This is a genomic window from Pseudorhodobacter antarcticus (genome assembly GCF_900110135.1).
GTDB classification, from domain to species: Bacteria; Pseudomonadota; Alphaproteobacteria; order Rhodobacterales; family Rhodobacteraceae; genus Pseudorhodobacter; species Pseudorhodobacter antarcticus.
In genome coordinates, this window is the sequence record NZ_FOCO01000031.1 from 1 (window position 1) to 17,186 (window position 17,186).

At 57.2% G+C, this 17,186-nt stretch carries 11 protein-coding genes; 3 read left to right on the plus strand and 8 right to left on the minus strand.

Annotated features, from left to right (window positions below; genetic code table 11):
• The 3 genes from BMY36_RS13775 to BMY36_RS13785 form a co-directional block, all read right to left on the minus strand.
• Positions 1-779: ABC transporter six-transmembrane domain-containing protein (locus tag BMY36_RS13775; protein ID WP_074818818.1), on the minus strand; the 779-nt coding region annotated here is incomplete at its 3' end.
• Positions 780-788: 9 nt separating this feature from the next.
• Entirely contained in the window at positions 789-3,917 is a 3,129-nt protein-coding gene (locus tag BMY36_RS13780; protein ID WP_050520005.1) for an efflux RND transporter permease subunit, read from the minus strand.
• Positions 3,918-3,920: 3 nt separating this feature from the next.
• Positions 3,921-5,072 carry an efflux RND transporter periplasmic adaptor subunit gene (locus BMY36_RS13785; RefSeq protein ID WP_050520004.1) on the minus strand — a complete coding sequence of 384 codons (1,152 nt, stop codon included), beginning with the start codon at positions 5,070-5,072 and terminating at the stop codon, positions 3,921-3,923.
• A 113-nt stretch (positions 5,073-5,185) separates the two neighbouring features.
• Here BMY36_RS13785 and BMY36_RS13790 point away from each other — a divergent pair, with 113 nt between their 5' ends.
• Together BMY36_RS13790 and BMY36_RS13795 are read left to right on the plus strand one after the other, a co-directional pair.
• Positions 5,186-5,800 carry a TetR/AcrR family transcriptional regulator gene (locus BMY36_RS13790; protein ID WP_050520003.1) on the plus strand — a complete coding sequence of 205 codons (615 nt, stop codon included), beginning with the start codon at positions 5,186-5,188 and terminating at the stop codon, positions 5,798-5,800.
• Between the two features lie 379 nt (positions 5,801-6,179).
• Complete coding sequence (locus tag BMY36_RS13795; protein WP_139194058.1) at positions 6,180-7,688, plus strand: DUF6880 family protein; 1,509 nt, start codon at positions 6,180-6,182, stop codon at positions 7,686-7,688.
• Positions 7,689-8,146: 458 nt separating this feature from the next.
• On the opposite strand, the gene pyrC is transcribed toward BMY36_RS13795, so the two are convergent.
• The 5 genes from pyrC to BMY36_RS20795 form a co-directional block, all read right to left on the minus strand.
• The gene (pyrC, locus tag BMY36_RS13805) at positions 8,147-9,187 is read right to left on the minus strand and encodes a dihydroorotase (RefSeq protein ID WP_050520000.1); all 1,041 of its coding nucleotides are present in this window, start codon (positions 9,185-9,187) and stop codon (positions 8,147-8,149) included.
• Between the two features lie 70 nt (positions 9,188-9,257).
• Positions 9,258-10,199: a hypothetical protein gene (locus BMY36_RS13810; protein WP_050519999.1), complete on the minus strand. Its 942-nt coding sequence runs from the start codon at positions 10,197-10,199 to the stop codon at positions 9,258-9,260.
• 157 nt (positions 10,200-10,356) lie between these two features.
• The gene (locus BMY36_RS13815; RefSeq protein WP_050519998.1) at positions 10,357-11,433 is read right to left on the minus strand and encodes a glycosyltransferase family 2 protein; all 1,077 of its coding nucleotides are present in this window, start codon (positions 11,431-11,433) and stop codon (positions 10,357-10,359) included.
• Complete coding sequence (locus BMY36_RS13820) at positions 11,421-12,380, minus strand: glycosyltransferase family 2 protein (RefSeq protein ID WP_050519997.1); 960 nt, start codon at positions 12,378-12,380, stop codon at positions 11,421-11,423. Before BMY36_RS13820 ends, BMY36_RS13815 begins: the two co-directional genes overlap by 13 nt.
• A 67-nt stretch (positions 12,381-12,447) precedes the next feature.
• Positions 12,448-14,721, minus strand: a complete 2,274-nt coding sequence (locus tag BMY36_RS20795; RefSeq protein WP_269430841.1) for a glycosyltransferase family 2 protein — start codon at positions 14,719-14,721, stop codon at positions 12,448-12,450.
• A 189-nt stretch (positions 14,722-14,910) separates the two neighbouring features.
• Here BMY36_RS20795 and BMY36_RS13830 point away from each other — a divergent pair, with 189 nt between their 5' ends.
• Positions 14,911-17,181 (plus strand): hypothetical protein, encoded by a 2,271-nt coding sequence (locus BMY36_RS13830; protein ID WP_050519995.1) that lies wholly within the window; start codon positions 14,911-14,913, stop codon positions 17,179-17,181.
• Positions 17,182-17,186 lie beyond the last annotated feature (5 nt).

Genomic DNA, 17,186 nt, shown 5'->3' on the forward strand with positions numbered 1-17,186 from the left:
AGAGCCCCGTCAACAAGTTCCCATGAATAGGTGACGATCGAAAAGATCGTACCCGATGTGATCGTCAAATTGGCAGTCGCATACCAAAGGTTGAAGACCACCAATCCAAGGAGAACGACAAATATCGCACCGTAAACGATGGATTCCGTATCAGATATCCGCACTTCGATACGGCGCAACCGCGTCAGATGGGTTGATAGGCTTTGTGATTTGCGTGTCTCAAGAATGCCAACCTGCCGCTCGGTCTGCTGATTAAGCTGGCCATTGAGCCTATAAAAACGATCATGCGACAGACTGTATATTGCCAACATCGTCGCCACCGCGCTCGCCCCTGCCAGCGCCAACACGGGATCAAATATATATAGGACGATGACCGATATGATGACTTGGACAAGTGATGTCATCGCCAACGGCAAGTCGGCCTCAAGAAAATCTGCCAACTCGCGTCCCATCCCCAGCCGAGCATTCAACGTCGACACAGGCAGGTTCGTCGCGCGCGCAGCTTGGGTTTTCCCCATTTCAACACGTACAGTGCCGAAAACACGCGTATCATAGGCACGACGGATCACGCTGACTACAATCAGCACTGCTAGAACAGCCATCAACTGGAACAGCGCATCCGTATCATTGGCCAATAGCCCGTCGATCGCAAAACCGATGAAAAGCGGAACAAGTGCAGTAAGAGCAACCTCAATAAGGATCAGCAACCAAGTAAATGAAATGCGCCAGCGGAACGCCCGCAAAAGCGCCAGAACAGTCAGGGGGCCATTGTTCAACATCACGATATCCTAGACCTCTGAATTTTGGGCTGTAGCCGCAACGTCGCCGGGAAACACCGCAGTGTGAATATCATCACCAATGGCGATTAAGACCGGAACTAGGATGAGCATCAGGGCTGTCCCAAAAATCTCACCGAATGCCAGAGATGCGGCTGCTGGGATAAGGTATTGCGCCTGCTCAGACGTTTCAGTCAACAGAGGAAGAAGGCCAATAACTGTGGTCGCAGTGGTCAGGAAAATCGCCCTAAACCGTCCGATGCCAGCCTCGTGCAGCGCTGCGATCACGTCCATTCCTGACGTGCGATTTTGGTTGTAGCGGGTGATTAGCACCAGACTGTCATTCACCACCACACCGGTCAGCGCGAGCATGCCAAAGAACGAAAACAGCGATAAAGGCAGCCCCATGATCAGATGCCCAATCGCGGCCCCGACGAACCCGAATGGTATGATCGCAAGAATAATGAAGGGCTGCGAATAGGATTTCAGCGGCACCGCCATAAGCACGTATATAAGCACGGTGGCCAACAACAACGCCCGCAAAAGCCCACCCTGGATTTCTCCCATCTCTTCTAGTTCACCCCCAAAGGACACCTGAACGGATGGGTATTTCTGTGCAAGAAGCGGCACCATTTGCTCTGTCACGGCCTGGGCAACCTCCACCGGGGACACAACCGAGCGGTCAATGGCGGCGGCCACGGTGTTAACAGTTTGACCGTTCAAGCGGTGTTTCATACCTGCGACATAGCCGCCATTCACTTCGGCCACGGTTGTTAGCGGCACCCAAGCCCCGGTATCGCTGCGCAGTCGAGTTTGCAGTAAATCGTCAACCGTATTGCGCGCAGGGCGGGCGTTCTGGACCAGCACTCGTATTTCTGAACTATCGCGGCGAATACGCTGCACTTCTGCGCCGCCAAACGCATACCCGATCTGACTAGCAAGCGTTTCTGCGCTGAAACCAAGATTACGGGCCTCTGGGCGGATGTGTACGCGGAGTTCGGGCTGACCCCCCGCCATGGTGTCGCGGATATTACTGATCCCATCGATGCCAGCCAAAAAACTGCGCAGTTCGGTGCTGGCGGCGTGCAGCAGGTCGGGGTCTTTTGACAACAGTTGCAACTGAAATCCACCACCCAGCGCCTCTGAGGCTGTAAATTCTAACTCAGTGACGCCTTCGATTTGACCAGTTCGCTTTTGCCATTCACGTGCGATGTCCACAGTCTCAACGCCTGGCCTTTCAATCACAGGGGACAGTTCGGCATAAATCTGTGCGCTTTCGGCACCCGAAATTATGACAAACACAGTGCTTATCGGCGGGGTATCTAACGCGGCACTTTTCTGCAGCTCTATGTTCAGTTCGTTGCCCAGATCCTCAATCCGCCGAACATTGTCACGGGTCAGTGAAAACGGGGCCCGCGAGTCCATCTCCAAATTGACGGTAATAATTTGCCCAGGCACATCTGGGAAAAACACTGTTTTGATTGTGCCTTTTCCAATCAGGCCCAACCCAAGGAGGCCCGCAGCAAGAAACAGGACCAACACTGCATACCGATGACGTAGTGAGGCATGGAGTGCGGGCAGATAAAGGCTATCGCGCACCCAATTCAATCCTGCCTGCGCAGCGTTCTGCACTTTTGCCCAGCCCCGCGTCAGCAGATATCTGGGCTTTGCATCCAGTTGTGTATGCGCCAGATGGGCAGGTAGGATAAACTTGCTTTCTACGAGCGAAAAGATCAACGACAAGATCACGATCCCCGAGAAACCCGCCAGCACTTTGCCGAGTGGATTGTCGATCAGAAGCATTGGAAAGAAGGCTGCGATAGTGGTCAACACACCAAAGACAGTTGCAACCGCAACCTTGTTCACCCCGTTCTCGGTTCCAACGATGGGGTCTTTGGTCTTACGGCGTTCCTCGTATACGCTTTCACCGACCACAACGGCGTCATCAACAAGAATGCCAAGTGCGATGATCAGTCCAAACGTGGTGACGTCATTCAGCGAATAATCCACCCACTTGGTGCCGGCCACCGCCAGCGCCCCCATCACCGAGATGGGAATTCCCATCGCAACCCAAAAAGCCAAGCGAACATTCAGGAAAATCGATAGGACAAGCAGGACTAGTAGCAACCCCTGCACCCCGTTCGAGGTCAGTAGGCTTAAACGATCTGAGATATAGCTGGCGCTGTCCCCCCAGACGGTAGCCTGAATGCCGGACGGCAATTGTGGGGCAAAGTCTGCTACGACGCGATTCACCACTTTGGAAATTTCCAGCAGGTTCTCTTTTTGCCCGATCAGGATTTCCATGCCAACGGTGGCATCACCATTCAGGCGAAACAGAAAATCACCATCCACAAATGTATCCGTGATCGTGGCAATATCGCTTAGCGGCACGGTTGAACCATCTGCACGCACAACCGCCGGCAGCTTTGCATAGTCCGCAGCATACCGAGCCCGGTCATCAGCACGCAGGTAGATATTGCCACCCGCTGTACGCAGGGTTCCCGCCTGAAAATCTAGAGAGTTCGCCTGAATGGCACTAACGACATCCGAAACCGTCAAGTTAAGCTGGCGAAGACGTTCCGGTAAAACCTCAATACGCATCTCACGCGGGATCAGCCCCCAGATGTTAAGACGTGACAGTTCCGGTTGGGACAATAGACTTTCCTTCAACCGCCTTGCCAGCGTCTGAAGCGTTGCAGGGTCAGTATCACCGTGCAAGTTCACGTAAAGTGCTGGGAAATCAAATCCCGCAGCGTCAATCACAGGTCGACGCACATTGGCTGGCAGACCCGTTACCGCATCAATACGCAAGCGCACTTGATCCAGCAGACGTTGTAGATCTTGCCCACCTGCGCGGCGAACACTGATAAACGAAGTACTGTCGCCAGATCGCGAAGTTACACTGCGAACACCTTCCAGACCTTCTAGGGCCTGTTCGATCTTTCGCGTGACAAGTTCGTCGACCTGCTCGGCGGGTGCGCCGTTGTATTCAGTCGTGATCTGGATGCTGTCGGGCGGAATACGGGGGAAACCTTCGATCCGTATCGTAAAGGCAGTCATAACGCCCAGAAAGAGGATCAGCGCCATCATTAAGTTCGCTGCAACTGGGTTGCGAATGAACCATCCGGTCATTGCGTGCATAGCTCAATCCTCCTGGCGATGTGGTGCGACACGCTGGCCGGGCAGGAACGACGCCAGCGGCGTGATAGCGACGCGCTGCCTATGACCACCTAAAGGTGCTGCGATCACAATCTGGTCGTTGAGCCGGAAGTGTATATCGGGGGCAAGACGCATCAGCTGGTCATTTTGATCAACAAACCACACGTGCCCAGTTCTGGTCAGCGCGGTGTCTGGAATACTCAGCGTGTCTTTGAGAACCCGTCCAGTCAGAAGCACCCGCAGGAAGTCACCTGACAAAATAGGTTGGTCGTTGGTTTCGCTCACTTCAATAAATACGCGGTATTGGCGGGTGTTTTGATCAAGAAAACCACCACCTTGCCTGACGATAGCTGTCCCCATCGGCGTACCGACAGTATCTACAAGTTGCACAACTTGCGCGGCAATTGGGTGATCCAACAAGGCCCAGCTTTCACGTGACAATTCAACGGTCATTTCAAACTGCTTATCATCCACCAACTTCAACAACGGCTCACCTGCGGTCACAGTTTGGCCCAGACTGATCAGCCGCTCCGTGATGAAACCTGAAAATGGCGCGGTGATAGTAGTATCAGCAAGCTGCTGCTGTGCTGCGCGAAGCTGTGCATCAGCAGAAGCCACCTGGTGTTCAGCGATTCTAAGCTCCGGTATATGTAAGGCTAGGTCATTGGGTGCGCGCGCACTGTCACGCTCAAACTGAAGCCGTGAGATAGTTGTTTTGTTTTCGGCTTGCAGCATAGCAAACCGCGCCTCTGCCAACGACAGCTCCGCTGCAGCTACTGCCGTGTCATACTGGGTGGTTTCTATCTGGAATAAGACAGCGCCAGCGGGAACCTGCACTCCTGCAAGAGCAGCCTCGCGCACCTCTACAATCCTGCCACCAACAGCGGGCCGGATGTCAGCTGACCAGCGAGGACGTACTTCGGCAAAAGTTTCAACCGATGCGGTAACATCGCTGACAGCCAAGTCCCTGACAGAAACGATTTGCAGCGCAGGTGGAGCGTTGGCTTGCGTGACGTCAGCCGTATCCTCTGTCAAAGCCAGAATGGTTCCAACAATCACTAGCAACGCCACTGAAAGCATTATCCAAATCCCGCGCCGCATGTACGCTTTCCTATTTCGTTTGATTTGGTCGGCCATTTCTTTTTTCCTACTTCACATGCTGCGTGGTCCGCCTTACTTCTAACTTAAAAGTAGATAGAACATGCGAACGAACGATCGTTCACCGTGCAATTAGCCCTAGAAATATAAATATGCAAGAGCCCCTAGTCGAAACAAAACGCGACAAAGAACTAAAGTCTCGCCGCGCTCATATACTTGAGGCGGCGCTAATGAGTTTCCTTGAAAAAGGGTACCACCAGACCGGTGTCCGTGATATTGCGAAACGCGCAGGTGTGAGTTTAGGCAATCTTTACAACCACTTCAGCGGAAAACATGCCGTTTTGGCAGAAATCGCTGCCCTAGAGCGCGAAGAGTTGCAGCCGTTCCTCTCCTATTTGAGGAATGATGTGGCACCATTGGAAGTTCTTGAAGGTTTTGTGCGCAACTATCTCATCCACCTTTCCGCACCAGAGAACGTGATTCTCAGCCTTGAGATCGCTAGCGAAGCTGTGCGGAAGCCTGACATCGCCAAAATGTTCTTGGAAAACCAAAATGCTTTGCTTGATGCATTGGCATCCCTTTTGACACGTGGGGTAAAAGAAGGTTGCTTCCGTTCGTTGCCTGACACGCGAGGAGCAGCGAGTTTGATCCTAGACGCGATGGAAGGCAAAGCTTTAAGGGCAACTTTGCAGACCGATAAAACTACAATTGGTCACGCAGAGCTTTGGGACTTCATCAAAAATGCAGTGACTAATCCACCTGACTAACCGAGTTGAGCTTTCCAAGCTGCGGCGTTTTTGTCATCTAACCCAGGTTATACTGCACTGAATTTTTTTGAGCTAGGTGAAGCGGAGTTTTGTTGACGTTGCACCATCATGCATTTTGGGCTCACTTCCGCCATTAGATCGGTCGCAGCATTATTTAGTTTTACCCCTCAATGAACGGCAGCTTTCGCAGGGCGGCCCTTGAGACCGCGCAAACGCAGCGAAGGTCCGGTTTCCGCCCTTCACATCGATTTTCCGGGGCTGACCCGTCAGCAGATATCGACGTTAAGCACTTCTGCCTGGCTAATCAATCTGCCACCTCCCTGTTGTCATAGGTCAGTGCAACTGGCATCAATCTCTGATCCCAACCGAAACGCACGCCATGGCCCGAAAACCAACACTCAGGCTTGAACATCTTGCCTCCCTCGGCGCGGAAAAGCTCACGGCCCTTGTGCTGGAGGAAGCCGCCGGCAATGCTGGCTTCAAACGGCGGCTCAATGCCGCACTTGCGGGGCAATCCGGGCCGGAGGCCATCGCGAAACTGATTGATCGGCGGCTGGCTGGGCTGGAACGTGCGCGCAGCTTCATTGATTGGGACAAGATCCGCCCGTTCCGCGATGATCTGAAGGGGCTGCTGGGGAGTATTCTGGGCGAACTCGGGCCCGTAGATCCGGCGCTGGCAGCAGACCGGTTGCTACGTTTCATCGCCACGCATGGGCAGGTTTTTGAGCGGATCGACGATTCCTCTGGCCATGTGCAGGATGTCTATCACGCGGCCATCGAGGGGTTGGGCGTTGTCGCCGGGACGCTGTCTGAACCGGATGGCGATGCGTTGCCCGGTCTTGTCATGGCGCGGCTAGGGGATACCGAACACGGCTATCTGACTCAAGTTGCGGCGCAAGTTGTGCTACATCTCTCGCGCCCGGCGTTGACCCGTTGGGATAGTGACCTGGCCGAACAGATCGTCGAACGTCATCTCGCCGAGGCCGGGCAGCGCGCCGGCGGGCAATGGTTTTATTCGATGACCAGCCAATGGCGCGAGATCCGGCAGGCAATAGCCGGTTCCCTTGGCGACCTGGATCAGTTGATCGGGCTTGAGATGGAAAAGCCCGAACGGCTGCGCGAAACGCTCGGGATTGCCGCGCAACTTCTGGAGGCGGGCAGGGCGGAGGAAGCGCTTGACTGGGTGCGCAGAGGCCCCGGAATTACCCCAAGGGTTCCGGGCGCGGACGACGATGCCGAGGACGATCCAGCCGTGCTGCAGGTTGGCCTGGAGGCGCGGATTCTGACTGCGCTTGGCCGCAAGCAAGAGGCGGGCACTGTGCTCTGGTCACGATTTGCAGAAACCCTGTCACCCGATTTGCTGCGGCAGCATCTGAAATCCCTGCCGGATTTCGAGGATATCGAGGCCGAGGAGCGGGCGTTGACCATGGCTGCGGGGCATCCCAAAGCAATGGTGGCGCTGCGCTTTTTCCTCGCGTGGGCGCGGCTGGATCTCGCCGCGCAGCTGATCATCGCGCGGCATGGGCTTTGGGATGGCCGAGACTGGCATGTTCTGCCGGAGGTTGCGGATCTGCTGCAGCATGACCATCCGCTTGCCGCCTCGATCCTCTACCGCGCGCTGCTGGACGACATTCTGGCCCGGGCCAGATCCAAGGCCTATCCGCATGGCGCGAAATATCTGCGGCTGCTGGAGGGTCTTGCCGTGTCAGCGGATGCTGATCCAGCGCGACCTGACGGCATGACATTGCATACGGCATACCGCGAAAAGCTGCGTGCCGATCACGGCCGGAAGGCGGGATTTTGGTCTTTGGTGGATGGAAAGCTGCCGTCCGCCGCACCGGAGCCCGTATTCGGGCGGCGGCCGCGCTGGATCTCTACGGGCGATTGAACAGGCAGTGGGCTGATCTGACAATGGGAGGACTGATTGACGCTGTCTTTGGATTGGAAAGCGCAAAGGGCGGGATCGTCCGCAGATCGGACTCCAGCGCTGATCAAAGCAAGGGTCTACGGCCCATCCTTTTGTTCAGTTTTTTTAAAGACTTCTTGTTAAAGTGATGAAATTCAATAGGATAAGGAAAGGTATTCGTTTCTAATTGCGAGCATCATACAAAGGTAAGTATTTATGAAGTCGAGCTCCCGCAACCAACGCTTTCTACAATGCATGGCCACCATGAGCATGTCGCCCTTGCGCTGGTCGCCTATATCCGGAATAGTAAGGTGTGCCTCACTTGGCGCACAAAACTGTAGCACTGCGAATATCGCCGCAGTCAAAAGATACATGATTTCAAATGGTTGAAATCCTCGACGTTTTCACTCCGGCGGGGATATTTAAGACCAAATGATGTGTCAGCCGTCTACATGCCAATGCACGGGAAAGCCGGGGTTGAAAACGGTGACCGGGCCTGCTTCGGTCAGGATTTTTTCGGGCCACTGTGCCGGGCCGCCTTTGGTCAGGGTCATTGTGCCCTCATTCACGGGCAGGCGGTAAAACGCTGGTCCGTTTCGGGACGCAAACGCCTCCAACTGGTTCAGCGCGCCTTCTTCTTCAAACACATGCGCCAACAGGGGCATGGTGTTGGTCGCGGTAAAACAACCTGCGCAGCCGCAAGCCATTTCTTTCAACGCGTCCACATGGGGGGCGGAATCGGTGCCAAGAAAAAAGGTCGCATCCCCCGACGTGGCCGCCGCGCGCAGCGCCAAGCGATGGGATTCGCGTTTGGCCACGGGCAGGCAATAGTAATGCGGTTTGATACCGCCCGCGAGGATGTGGTTGCGGTTGATGATCAAATGATGCGTCGTGATGGTTGCGGCCAGGTCTGGGCCGCCTGCGCGGGCATAATCGACTCCTTGCGATGTGGTGATATGTTCCATCACCACGCGCAAGCCGGGGGTTGCCCGGCGCATCGGGTCCAGCACTGTGTCGATAAACACCGCTTCACGGTCGAAAATATCGACCTCATGCGTGGTCACTTCGCCATGCACGCACAAGGGCAGGCCAATCTGGGCCATTTTTTCCAATACAGGGCGCACTTTGTCAAAATCACGCACGCCGGAATAGGAATTGGTGGTGGCCCCCGCGGGATACAGCTTGACCGATTTCACAAGGCCGGACGCAGCGGCGGCGGCCACATCATCGGGGTCGGTGGTTTCGGTCAGATACAACACCATCAAGGGTTCAAAGGCCATCCCAGCGGGCAGGGCGGCCATGATGCGGGCATGATAAGCGCGCGCATCGGCAAAGGTCACCACGGGCGGCACCAGATTTGGCATCACAATGGCGCGGGCAAAATGCCGGGCGGTTTCGGGCAAGATGCCGTGCAGCATCGCGCCATCGCGCAAATGCAGGTGCCAATCATCGGGGCGGCGAATGGTGATGCTGTGTGTCATGACCCATTCGCTAGCCTAACACGCCCGCATTTTCCAGTGGCAAAAATCGACTTTTGCGCGGGGCTGCAGCCTAGCCCACAGCCTCATCAGTTTTTTCCAGCTTTTCCAGATGTTTGCGAAAGGCGGGCGCGCGCATGCGGTTGGTGACCGACCGGCACACCATTGCTTCGCGCTTTGGGCGGTCCGCATCCATGCAGGCGCGCAAAATCCAGCGCAGATAATTGCCGAAATTGCGGCGTTCGCGCCACAGCGTCGTGTATGTCTCTTGGGTCAAGGTGCCATCACACGCCGCCTTGACCAGCTTTGGCAACACGCCCATTTCACCCAAAGACTGCGCCACATGATCGCCCAGAAAACGCGCTTTGAAATGGGTGACAAAGGATTTGCGAAACAGCGCCACATGCATTGCATCAGCGCGACAATAGGGGTCGTGGATGGTGAACACTTGCGCCGCCCCGTCAATCATATCGGGGGCATAACCGTAGCGGTGGGTGAAATCCAACCGCCGCGCGGCCATATTTCGCGTGTCCCAGCCTGCCACGCTTGGGTCCAGCGTGGCGCGCGGTTGCACGGCCAAAACGGTGGCTCCGGGTGCCGCCACGGAAAACGCCGCCGCCGCATAGGCCCCCATGCCCGCACCGTAAAACACCACACGGTCGAAATTATCAAAAAACGCCTCATCCACCAAACGGTCGATATGGGCGATCACGGGCGGGTCGCGGTACCACGTCTTCCCCTCCGAAATCAGGCTTAGATGCGACCAGCCATTTTTCGTCGCTTGGCCAAAGATTTGCGGCATCGTGCCGGGTTCCAGCGCCGCAATATCCTCCAGCCGGTCAAAGCTGATCACCAAAATCGGCCCATCTTCGTTGAACACCGCCCAATGATGGTCGCCCAACGCATCAAACCCACCCGAATCCTCGCCCATCTGGCGCAGCAGCGACAACCAACCCGCCCGATCAAGGGGGGCTGGCTCCAGCGTTTCGGCGATGCTGTTGTCACTTTGGGTCATGTCAGGCTCTACCATTCTTCAGTTTGGACAGTTTAATCTTGGCGTCGTTCCACATTGAATGACAGCCAGACGTGGCACAAACAGGCACACAAAGCGGCAACACAGTGGCAATTTCAAATTATTTTGGGCCTGTGGTGCCATAATCCTTAACGCCTCCTTAATGGCCCACCCCCTGCTGCGCCACCCCCTGCTGCGCCACCCCCTGCTGTCCATGCGCCCAGATCAGCCGCGCTTCGGCTTCCGTCAAACACCGCGTGGGGCGCGCCATCATCAATCGCCCGAAAAAGCTACGCCACACTTCCTCTTGCATCAAGGCCGCAAACCGCGCGTGCCGCCACGCCACGGCCGCCGCATGCAACCCGCCCAACTCGCCGTCACCTTTCAGCGCACCAAGCAGCGGCACACTGCGCGGCCCCAGCGCCGCAACGCTGCGATCCTCGACCTCGCAAAAATTCCGCTCCACCCAATAGCCCATATCGAATGTGGATGCATCGCGGTTCGCCCGCCCGCGATCACATTTCAACATATAGCTTTCCATCGCGCCCAAAGCATAATGGTTCAACTGCACCAATTGGTAATTGTCCCGCCCAAAAGGCGAAAATATGCGGCCACGGTGAAACTCTGCGGGCAGTTCCCGCCCCGACCCATCAAACCAACGCTGGCCCGACACATCGCGCGGGCTGCGCGGGCGATGCACCCCCAGCTTGCCATAACTGCCGTCACGCTTGAACAAGGTTTTGAACATCGCCGCACGCCACGGCCAATGCAGCACGGCAGGGGCGGCCCGCGCAAACGTCTGCGTCACGGGGCGGTCGGCAAACCCCACCACGCCTGCATTGCCAAACATCCGCCAGGTCAGCGGAATGGCGGTCGCATCGGGCAAGGCCGCCAACAACGCGCCCACGCTGCGGTCGCCCACATGAATGTTCACAAATTCATCAATATCGCAAAACAACACCCAATCGGCGGCCGCCACCAGCGGATGCGCATCCGCCGCCTTCAGCGCGGCCCATTGCGGCCCCTCCGGGTGCGGCCCTTCCGAATTTGGGCCGTCATTGCGCAGATGCGTCACCCACCCCATCGCGTGCAATCGGTCCAGCATCACATCGGTGCCATCCGTGCAATCATTGGAAAACACAAGGAAATCTGTAAACCCACAGGCCCGGTGATGCGCCAACCATTCCAGCAAAAACGCCGCCTCATTGCGCACGGTCAATATGGCTAGGATGCGCATGCGGCCAACCTTTCATCCAACGCGGTGATCAAAGGCGCATAATCCGCGCGCCCCTGCAATTCGACAATTTTTGCGGCGTGCCAGGCCACAGCGCGGCCATGCAGGTCCGCCAAAACCGCATCGCCCATCAACCGCGCCATCCAATCCGCCACGCCCAGATCATAGCGTCTGATACCATCGCACCCCACCTGCGCCACATTAAACCGGTCCCAATATTCGGCGTCCATACTTTGCCCGGTGTGGTTCACACGGCCCCGGTCCCGCTTTACCAAAAAACTGTCCCGCGACCGCAGCGCATAATGGTTCACTTGTGCCACGCGGTAATCGCGCCCCGCCAACATCAAGTTCACGGCCGGGTCAATCCGCCCGCCCCCCGGCATCTCGCGCAAAAACGCCCGGCCCAATTCCGCCCGCGCGATGGGCGCGTGAATCCCAATACGTTGCATATCAAGGTCGCCGCGAAACAGCGATTTCGCATAAATCCCTTGCCGCGGGGCCTCCAGACTGCCCCGGCAAAACTGCTGGGTCACCGACGCGTCCACATAATCGCGCCGCCCATTGGGGCCGAAAATGCGCCACGGCACCGAAATCACCTCCGCCTGCGCACGGGCCGCCACCAGCGCGCGCGCGGTCCCGTCGCCAATCTGCACCACCAAAAACTCATCCGCGTAGCAAACATACACCCAATCCGCATCCGTCACATCTGCGTATCTGCGCACTTGCTTTAACGCCGACCGCTGGATGGATGTCGCAGGCCAATGCCGGGTTGCGTGATGCCGCGCCAAACCCATTTCGGCCAACCGTTCCACCATCTCACGCGTCACATCGGCGCAATCATTGGTGCAAATCACCAAATGATCAAACCCAAGCACCTTATGATGCGCGACCCATTCCAGCAAAAACGCCGCTTCGTTTTTCATGGTGGTCACAACGGTATATCCGCCCATCACCCATCTCCAAATTCGGCTTGGTCCAAATACCTATCCGCCCTTGGCCACCCGCGCAAACGCATCTTCAATGCTCCGCCTCGCCCACATGCTCCACCGTAAAGAAAAAATCGGCCGCCAACGCGCGCTCATGCAAATCATCCGGAATAACGGCAGGCCCGGCCGAAAACACCGCAGACCCGAAATGATGCTGCAACCGGCACAGCTTTTCCATGCGGTCGCTGGTCAATTCGGCGTAAAAATTCTGGTAATTTTTGGATTGCATCAAGGCCACAATCTTGTCGCGGTGGCAGGCCACGGAATGGTCATGCGCGGCCCTAATTTCGGGGTCGCCCATCAATAGGTCATATTCGCGCTGCAACGCGGGGATCATGCGCTGAATACTCTGGTCACTCTCTAAATTGTGGTTCATCCGAAACCAGTAATTCAGGCCTTGATCGCGGTCGACATGGTTCACACGGCCCCGGTCGCGTTTCACCAAAAAGCTTTCCGCCGACCGCACGGCATAATGGTTCAATTGCACCCAGTCATAGCCATATGTTTCCAACGTCGACCGCCAGCCATTGCGAAACATCGTGCGGGGGAGGGGACGGCCCGATCCGTTCAGCCATTTCACTTGGTCCCACAGATCAGGCACCAAGCCTTTGGGCCGATGCACCCCCAGTTTTTTGTAAATATCAATATTGCGGTACAGGGTTTTGAACCCCCACGCTTGGTGCGGTTTGCGAATAACCTCTGGCGCGCAATTGGTGAATTGGTCCAGCAAAAAGCGGTCCGCATAGCCATGCACGCAGCTGTTGCCAAACAACCGCCACGTCAGCGAAATCATATTGGCATCACCCATCGCGCGGTACAGCGCGTCCAGCGTGCCATCCCCGATCTTGATGTTGATAAATTCATCCACATCCATGCAAATGCCCCAACCGCAGTTTTGCATCACAGGCTCGGCTTCGGCGGCCTGCAACGCTGCGTGCTGCGGTTTCAGGTCGCCGCCGGGGGTAAAGGGGTTGATGCGGTGCTGCACAATGCCGCGTGATTGCAACAAATCCAGCATGGTGTCGGTGCCATCCGTGCAATCATTGGTGTAAATCAGGAAATCATCCACCCCAATCGCGCGGTGATAGGCCAACCATTCCAGAATGAACGGCCCTTCATTCTTCATCGTGGTCACAATCGCCGTGCGCCCGGCGCGTGTCGCAGCTTTTGGCGCGGCTTTCATCTTGGACACAGGCGCGCGGACGGGTTTGTGGTCAAACACCTGTTCTGACAGCGCAATCAGCGCCTCCACCTCCACCAATGATGTTTTGGGGGCCAGTTCGGACGCCGCGCGCCCCGGCACTTTGATCGCCATCGCCCGCCAAAACGGCACCGCCGCGTCGGTATCGGGGTTGGAATAGGCTACCCGCAACATCCGCCAAGTGTTCGATAACCCCGCCACCACAGGGGCCACCCCCCAGCGCATCACCGGCTTGCCCATATCAAACGGCGCGCAAGTATGGTCGGCAATTCGCGCCTCCATCCCATTGCGCACGCGCCACGGATATATCCGCCGCCCCGCCAGCAAAATCACACCCTTTTTCGCCGCAACGCACTGGTCAAACGCAGTCGGCCCCGTTGCAGGCTGCAAAACATCCGATACATCCAGCGTCAACACCGCCCGCGCCGCTGATAAAAACCGCCATTTCACCACTTCAAATACCAACCCCTCGCCCAAGGGCGCGCGCCACGCATCGGGGGCTGGCACCTCCATCCGGTCCTTGCCGGGCGCATCCGGCGCCAAGAACGGGTGGTTTTCCGGCCCCAAACCGGGCTTGCCCAAAGGCACCGGGCAATCCAGCACCACCAAGCGCATATTGACCGACGCTTTGGCCAACAGCCGCCCCAGCTTTTGCACCCACGTACCATCTTCGGGCAAACGGTTCACCACGACCGCCCCCGTGGCCCCATGATGGCGCGCGTGATAAACCAGCCAATCCACAATCTGCGCCGGGCTTTCCGACAGGCGAAACGCCAGCAAACAATTGCGCCCCGCCAAAAACTCCGGCTCCGCCTGCGTCGCGTCAAGGGCCAAAACTCCCGCCGCCAACCCCAAAACCACCGGGCCCGCCGCGTCCACCGCCAGCATCACCGACCCCGACACATCGCGCAAATCCAACGCCACGGCGCAGCCCGCCACCGGGTCCGGCGCAAACTGCCCAACCCCCGTGCCTTGCCCAAAAAACGCAATCACCCGGCCCGAGTCCACGCGCACACAGTCCAGCATCACACCAAACCCCGCGCGCCCCACATCCCGCGCACCCATCACCCGGTGCATCATCTGGCCACCACCTACCGTCATCATTCCCACGCCCCACAGCTTAAAACGATCTGCCGCCGCTTTTTCCAATGGTTACCACACCCGCAACGCCATCTCCAAGCAAACCCCACGAAAAACCTTCCCCACCCTTGCAAATAAACACATTTCCGCCAGACTGTTTCTGTATAAGCACCAATAACAGCCCCTAGATTGCAAGACACAAGGCAGAACCCAATGGCACGGACACGCGAAGTCGGCACCCTCTGGATCGGTGGCCCCCTCAGCTGGATGGAACAACTCTGCCTGAAAAGCTTTGTGGACAAAGGCCAAAAGATCACCTTGTTTTCGTATGAAGATATCCCAAACGTCCCCGCAGGCGTGATCCGCCGCGATGGGCGCGACATCCTCGATACTGAAGATTTCATCAAGTATGAAAAGAAAGACAGCTTTGCCCTGTTCGCGGATTATTTCCGCATCCACATGATCCACCAAAACCCGGGGCTGATCTGGGTCGATACCGATGTCTATTGCCACCGACCGATGGATTATGACAGCGATTATGTGATGGGGTTTGAACTGGCAGGCGGGCGGCGCGTCAACAACGCCGTGCTGGGCCTGCCCTATGACAGCGCCATCTTGCGCGATATGATGACCTTTATGGAAGATCGCTATGCGGTCCCGCCTTTTATCAAAGACAGCCAACAAGTTGAATACCGCGCGGCGGCTGCGGCGGGCACCCCCGTGCATGTCAGCCAGCAACCTTGGGGCGTTTGGGGGCCAATGATGGTCACCCATTTCGTCCACAAACACCGCCTGCTGGACCGCGTGCAACCCCTAGAGGCGTTCTATCCCATCACCTTCCCCGACCGCTTGCGGTTTTTGCGCCGCAGCAAAGTGGTCGATGCGCTGCTGTCGCCCCTCACCACCGCGCTGCACCTGTGGGCTTCCAACAAACGAGAGTTGGGTCTGGCCCATAACGGCGTGCCGCCCACAGGCACCTATCTGGCCGACCTGTTGGACCACCACCAAATTGCCGCCCACGCAGCCCCGCTGACCGGGCGCGGCAAATCGGTGTTTGATGCGGGGCTGGTGGCGGCCGTGCCGCTGGAAAAGGTCGCGCGCTTTGCCGATGTGGGCGGGCATGCCCAATCGGTGGCCTTGGCGGGATGGGGGCGCTGGGGCTGCGCGATTGATCTGGTGGATATCGACAAACGCGGCGAATGGCGGTCTGAACCCTCGCGCTGGGTCGCGGCCTACCGCACCTTTTTAACCGACAATGGCGTGCCTTTTGACCAAATCAACCTTGTGGCAAAGGCCGCCGATGTGGTGCCTGCCCAATTGGTCGTCAACCTGTCCGGCTTTGGCGATACGATCAGATTAAGCCGCGGGGCCGCGCTGTTTGATGCGCTGTCTGCGCCGGGCGGCTGCGTGATCACTGATATGCGCAAAGGGTGGGGCGGCTATCCCTTTTGGCGGCCGCGCGGCAGCACCGACCTGTTGTCCACCCGCGATGACGACGGGACCGAGGTGAACCGCGTGCTGGTCACCCTAACGGGCGATGCTGCTGCAAAATCAACGCCCACGCCAAAAACTGCTGCCCCTGCAGCATCCCCTGCAGCATCCCCCGCCACACCCGGCCTAAACGGGGAAAACTGGGCCGACATCGCCACCGAACTTGCTGGCAAGGATGGGTTTTACCGCGATAGCGGCGACCACGCGATGCTCTTCATCAAACGCTCCGACACGCTGGTTGTGACCTTTGACAATCTCGATCTGGCGATGGAAAAACGCGAAGATAAACGCCCTTGGGGCTTTGCGTTCATTGAAAAACAAGGCTGGTCGATGCTGGGCGTCACCGCCGCGGGCTGGACATGGTTTCGCGACCCTTGGGTTTACGACCAGTTTGACGACCTAAAGAAAAAAGGGTTTTTCAAACGGTTCAAACGTGTGGTGTTCTACGGCGCATCTATGGGCGGCTACGGCGCTTGCGCTTTTGCGGCGGCCTGTCCGGGGGCCGATGTGGTGGCAATTTCACCGCAATCGACGTTGGACAAAACGCTGGTCCCGTTTGAGACGCGGTATAAAACCGCGTGGGATCGTGATTTCACGGGCAAATACGGCGATGCCGCCAAAGTATCGTCCAGCGCGGGCCGCGTGACGCTGCTGTTTGACCCGTATGAGCCGCTGGATGCAGGCCATGTTGCGCGGTTTACCGCCAAAAACGTGGTCAAACTGCGCGCGCCGCTGCTGGGGCACCGCCTTGGGTCCAGCCTGCAGCAAATGGGTATTTTGTCGCCCATCGTGCTGGCCGCGTTGAATGGCACGTTGACCGAAGCTGAGTTTTACCAAAAGCTGCGTGCGCGAAAACAGTTTGGCCGCTATCAAAAAGAGCTGTTCAAACGCGCACTGGATAAGGGCCATCCAGACCTAGCGCGCCGCATGGGCCGCTGGGTGCTGACCCACGGCGGCAACCGCCACATCCGCAAAGCAATGGAAAAGATGTAGCGCAG

What these genes read in the sequence shown, in the direction of transcription:
- BMY36_RS13780 (WP_050520005.1), bottom strand. Translation starts at nt 3,917, where the DNA reads ATGCACGCAATGACCGGATGGTTCATTCGCAACCCAGTTGCAGCGAAC.
- BMY36_RS13785 (WP_050520004.1), bottom strand. Translation starts at nt 5,072, where the DNA reads ATGGCCGACCAAATCAAACGAAATAGGAAAGCGTACATGCGGCGCGGG.
- BMY36_RS13790 (WP_050520003.1), top strand. Translation starts at nt 5,186, where the DNA reads ATGCAAGAGCCCCTAGTCGAAACAAAACGCGACAAAGAACTAAAGTCT.
- BMY36_RS13795 (WP_139194058.1), top strand. Translation starts at nt 6,180, where the DNA reads ATGGCCCGAAAACCAACACTCAGGCTTGAACATCTTGCCTCCCTCGGC.
- pyrC (WP_050520000.1), bottom strand. Translation starts at nt 9,187, where the DNA reads ATGACACACAGCATCACCATTCGCCGCCCCGATGATTGGCACCTGCAT.
- BMY36_RS13810 (WP_050519999.1), bottom strand. Translation starts at nt 10,199, where the DNA reads ATGACCCAAAGTGACAACAGCATCGCCGAAACGCTGGAGCCAGCCCCC.
- BMY36_RS13815 (WP_050519998.1), bottom strand. Translation starts at nt 11,433, where the DNA reads ATGCGCATCCTAGCCATATTGACCGTGCGCAATGAGGCGGCGTTTTTG.
- BMY36_RS13820 (WP_050519997.1), bottom strand. Translation starts at nt 12,380, where the DNA reads ATGGGCGGATATACCGTTGTGACCACCATGAAAAACGAAGCGGCGTTT.
- BMY36_RS20795 (WP_269430841.1), bottom strand. Translation starts at nt 14,721, where the DNA reads ATGATGACGGTAGGTGGTGGCCAGATGATGCACCGGGTGATGGGTGCG.
- BMY36_RS13830 (WP_050519995.1), top strand. Translation starts at nt 14,911, where the DNA reads ATGGCACGGACACGCGAAGTCGGCACCCTCTGGATCGGTGGCCCCCTC.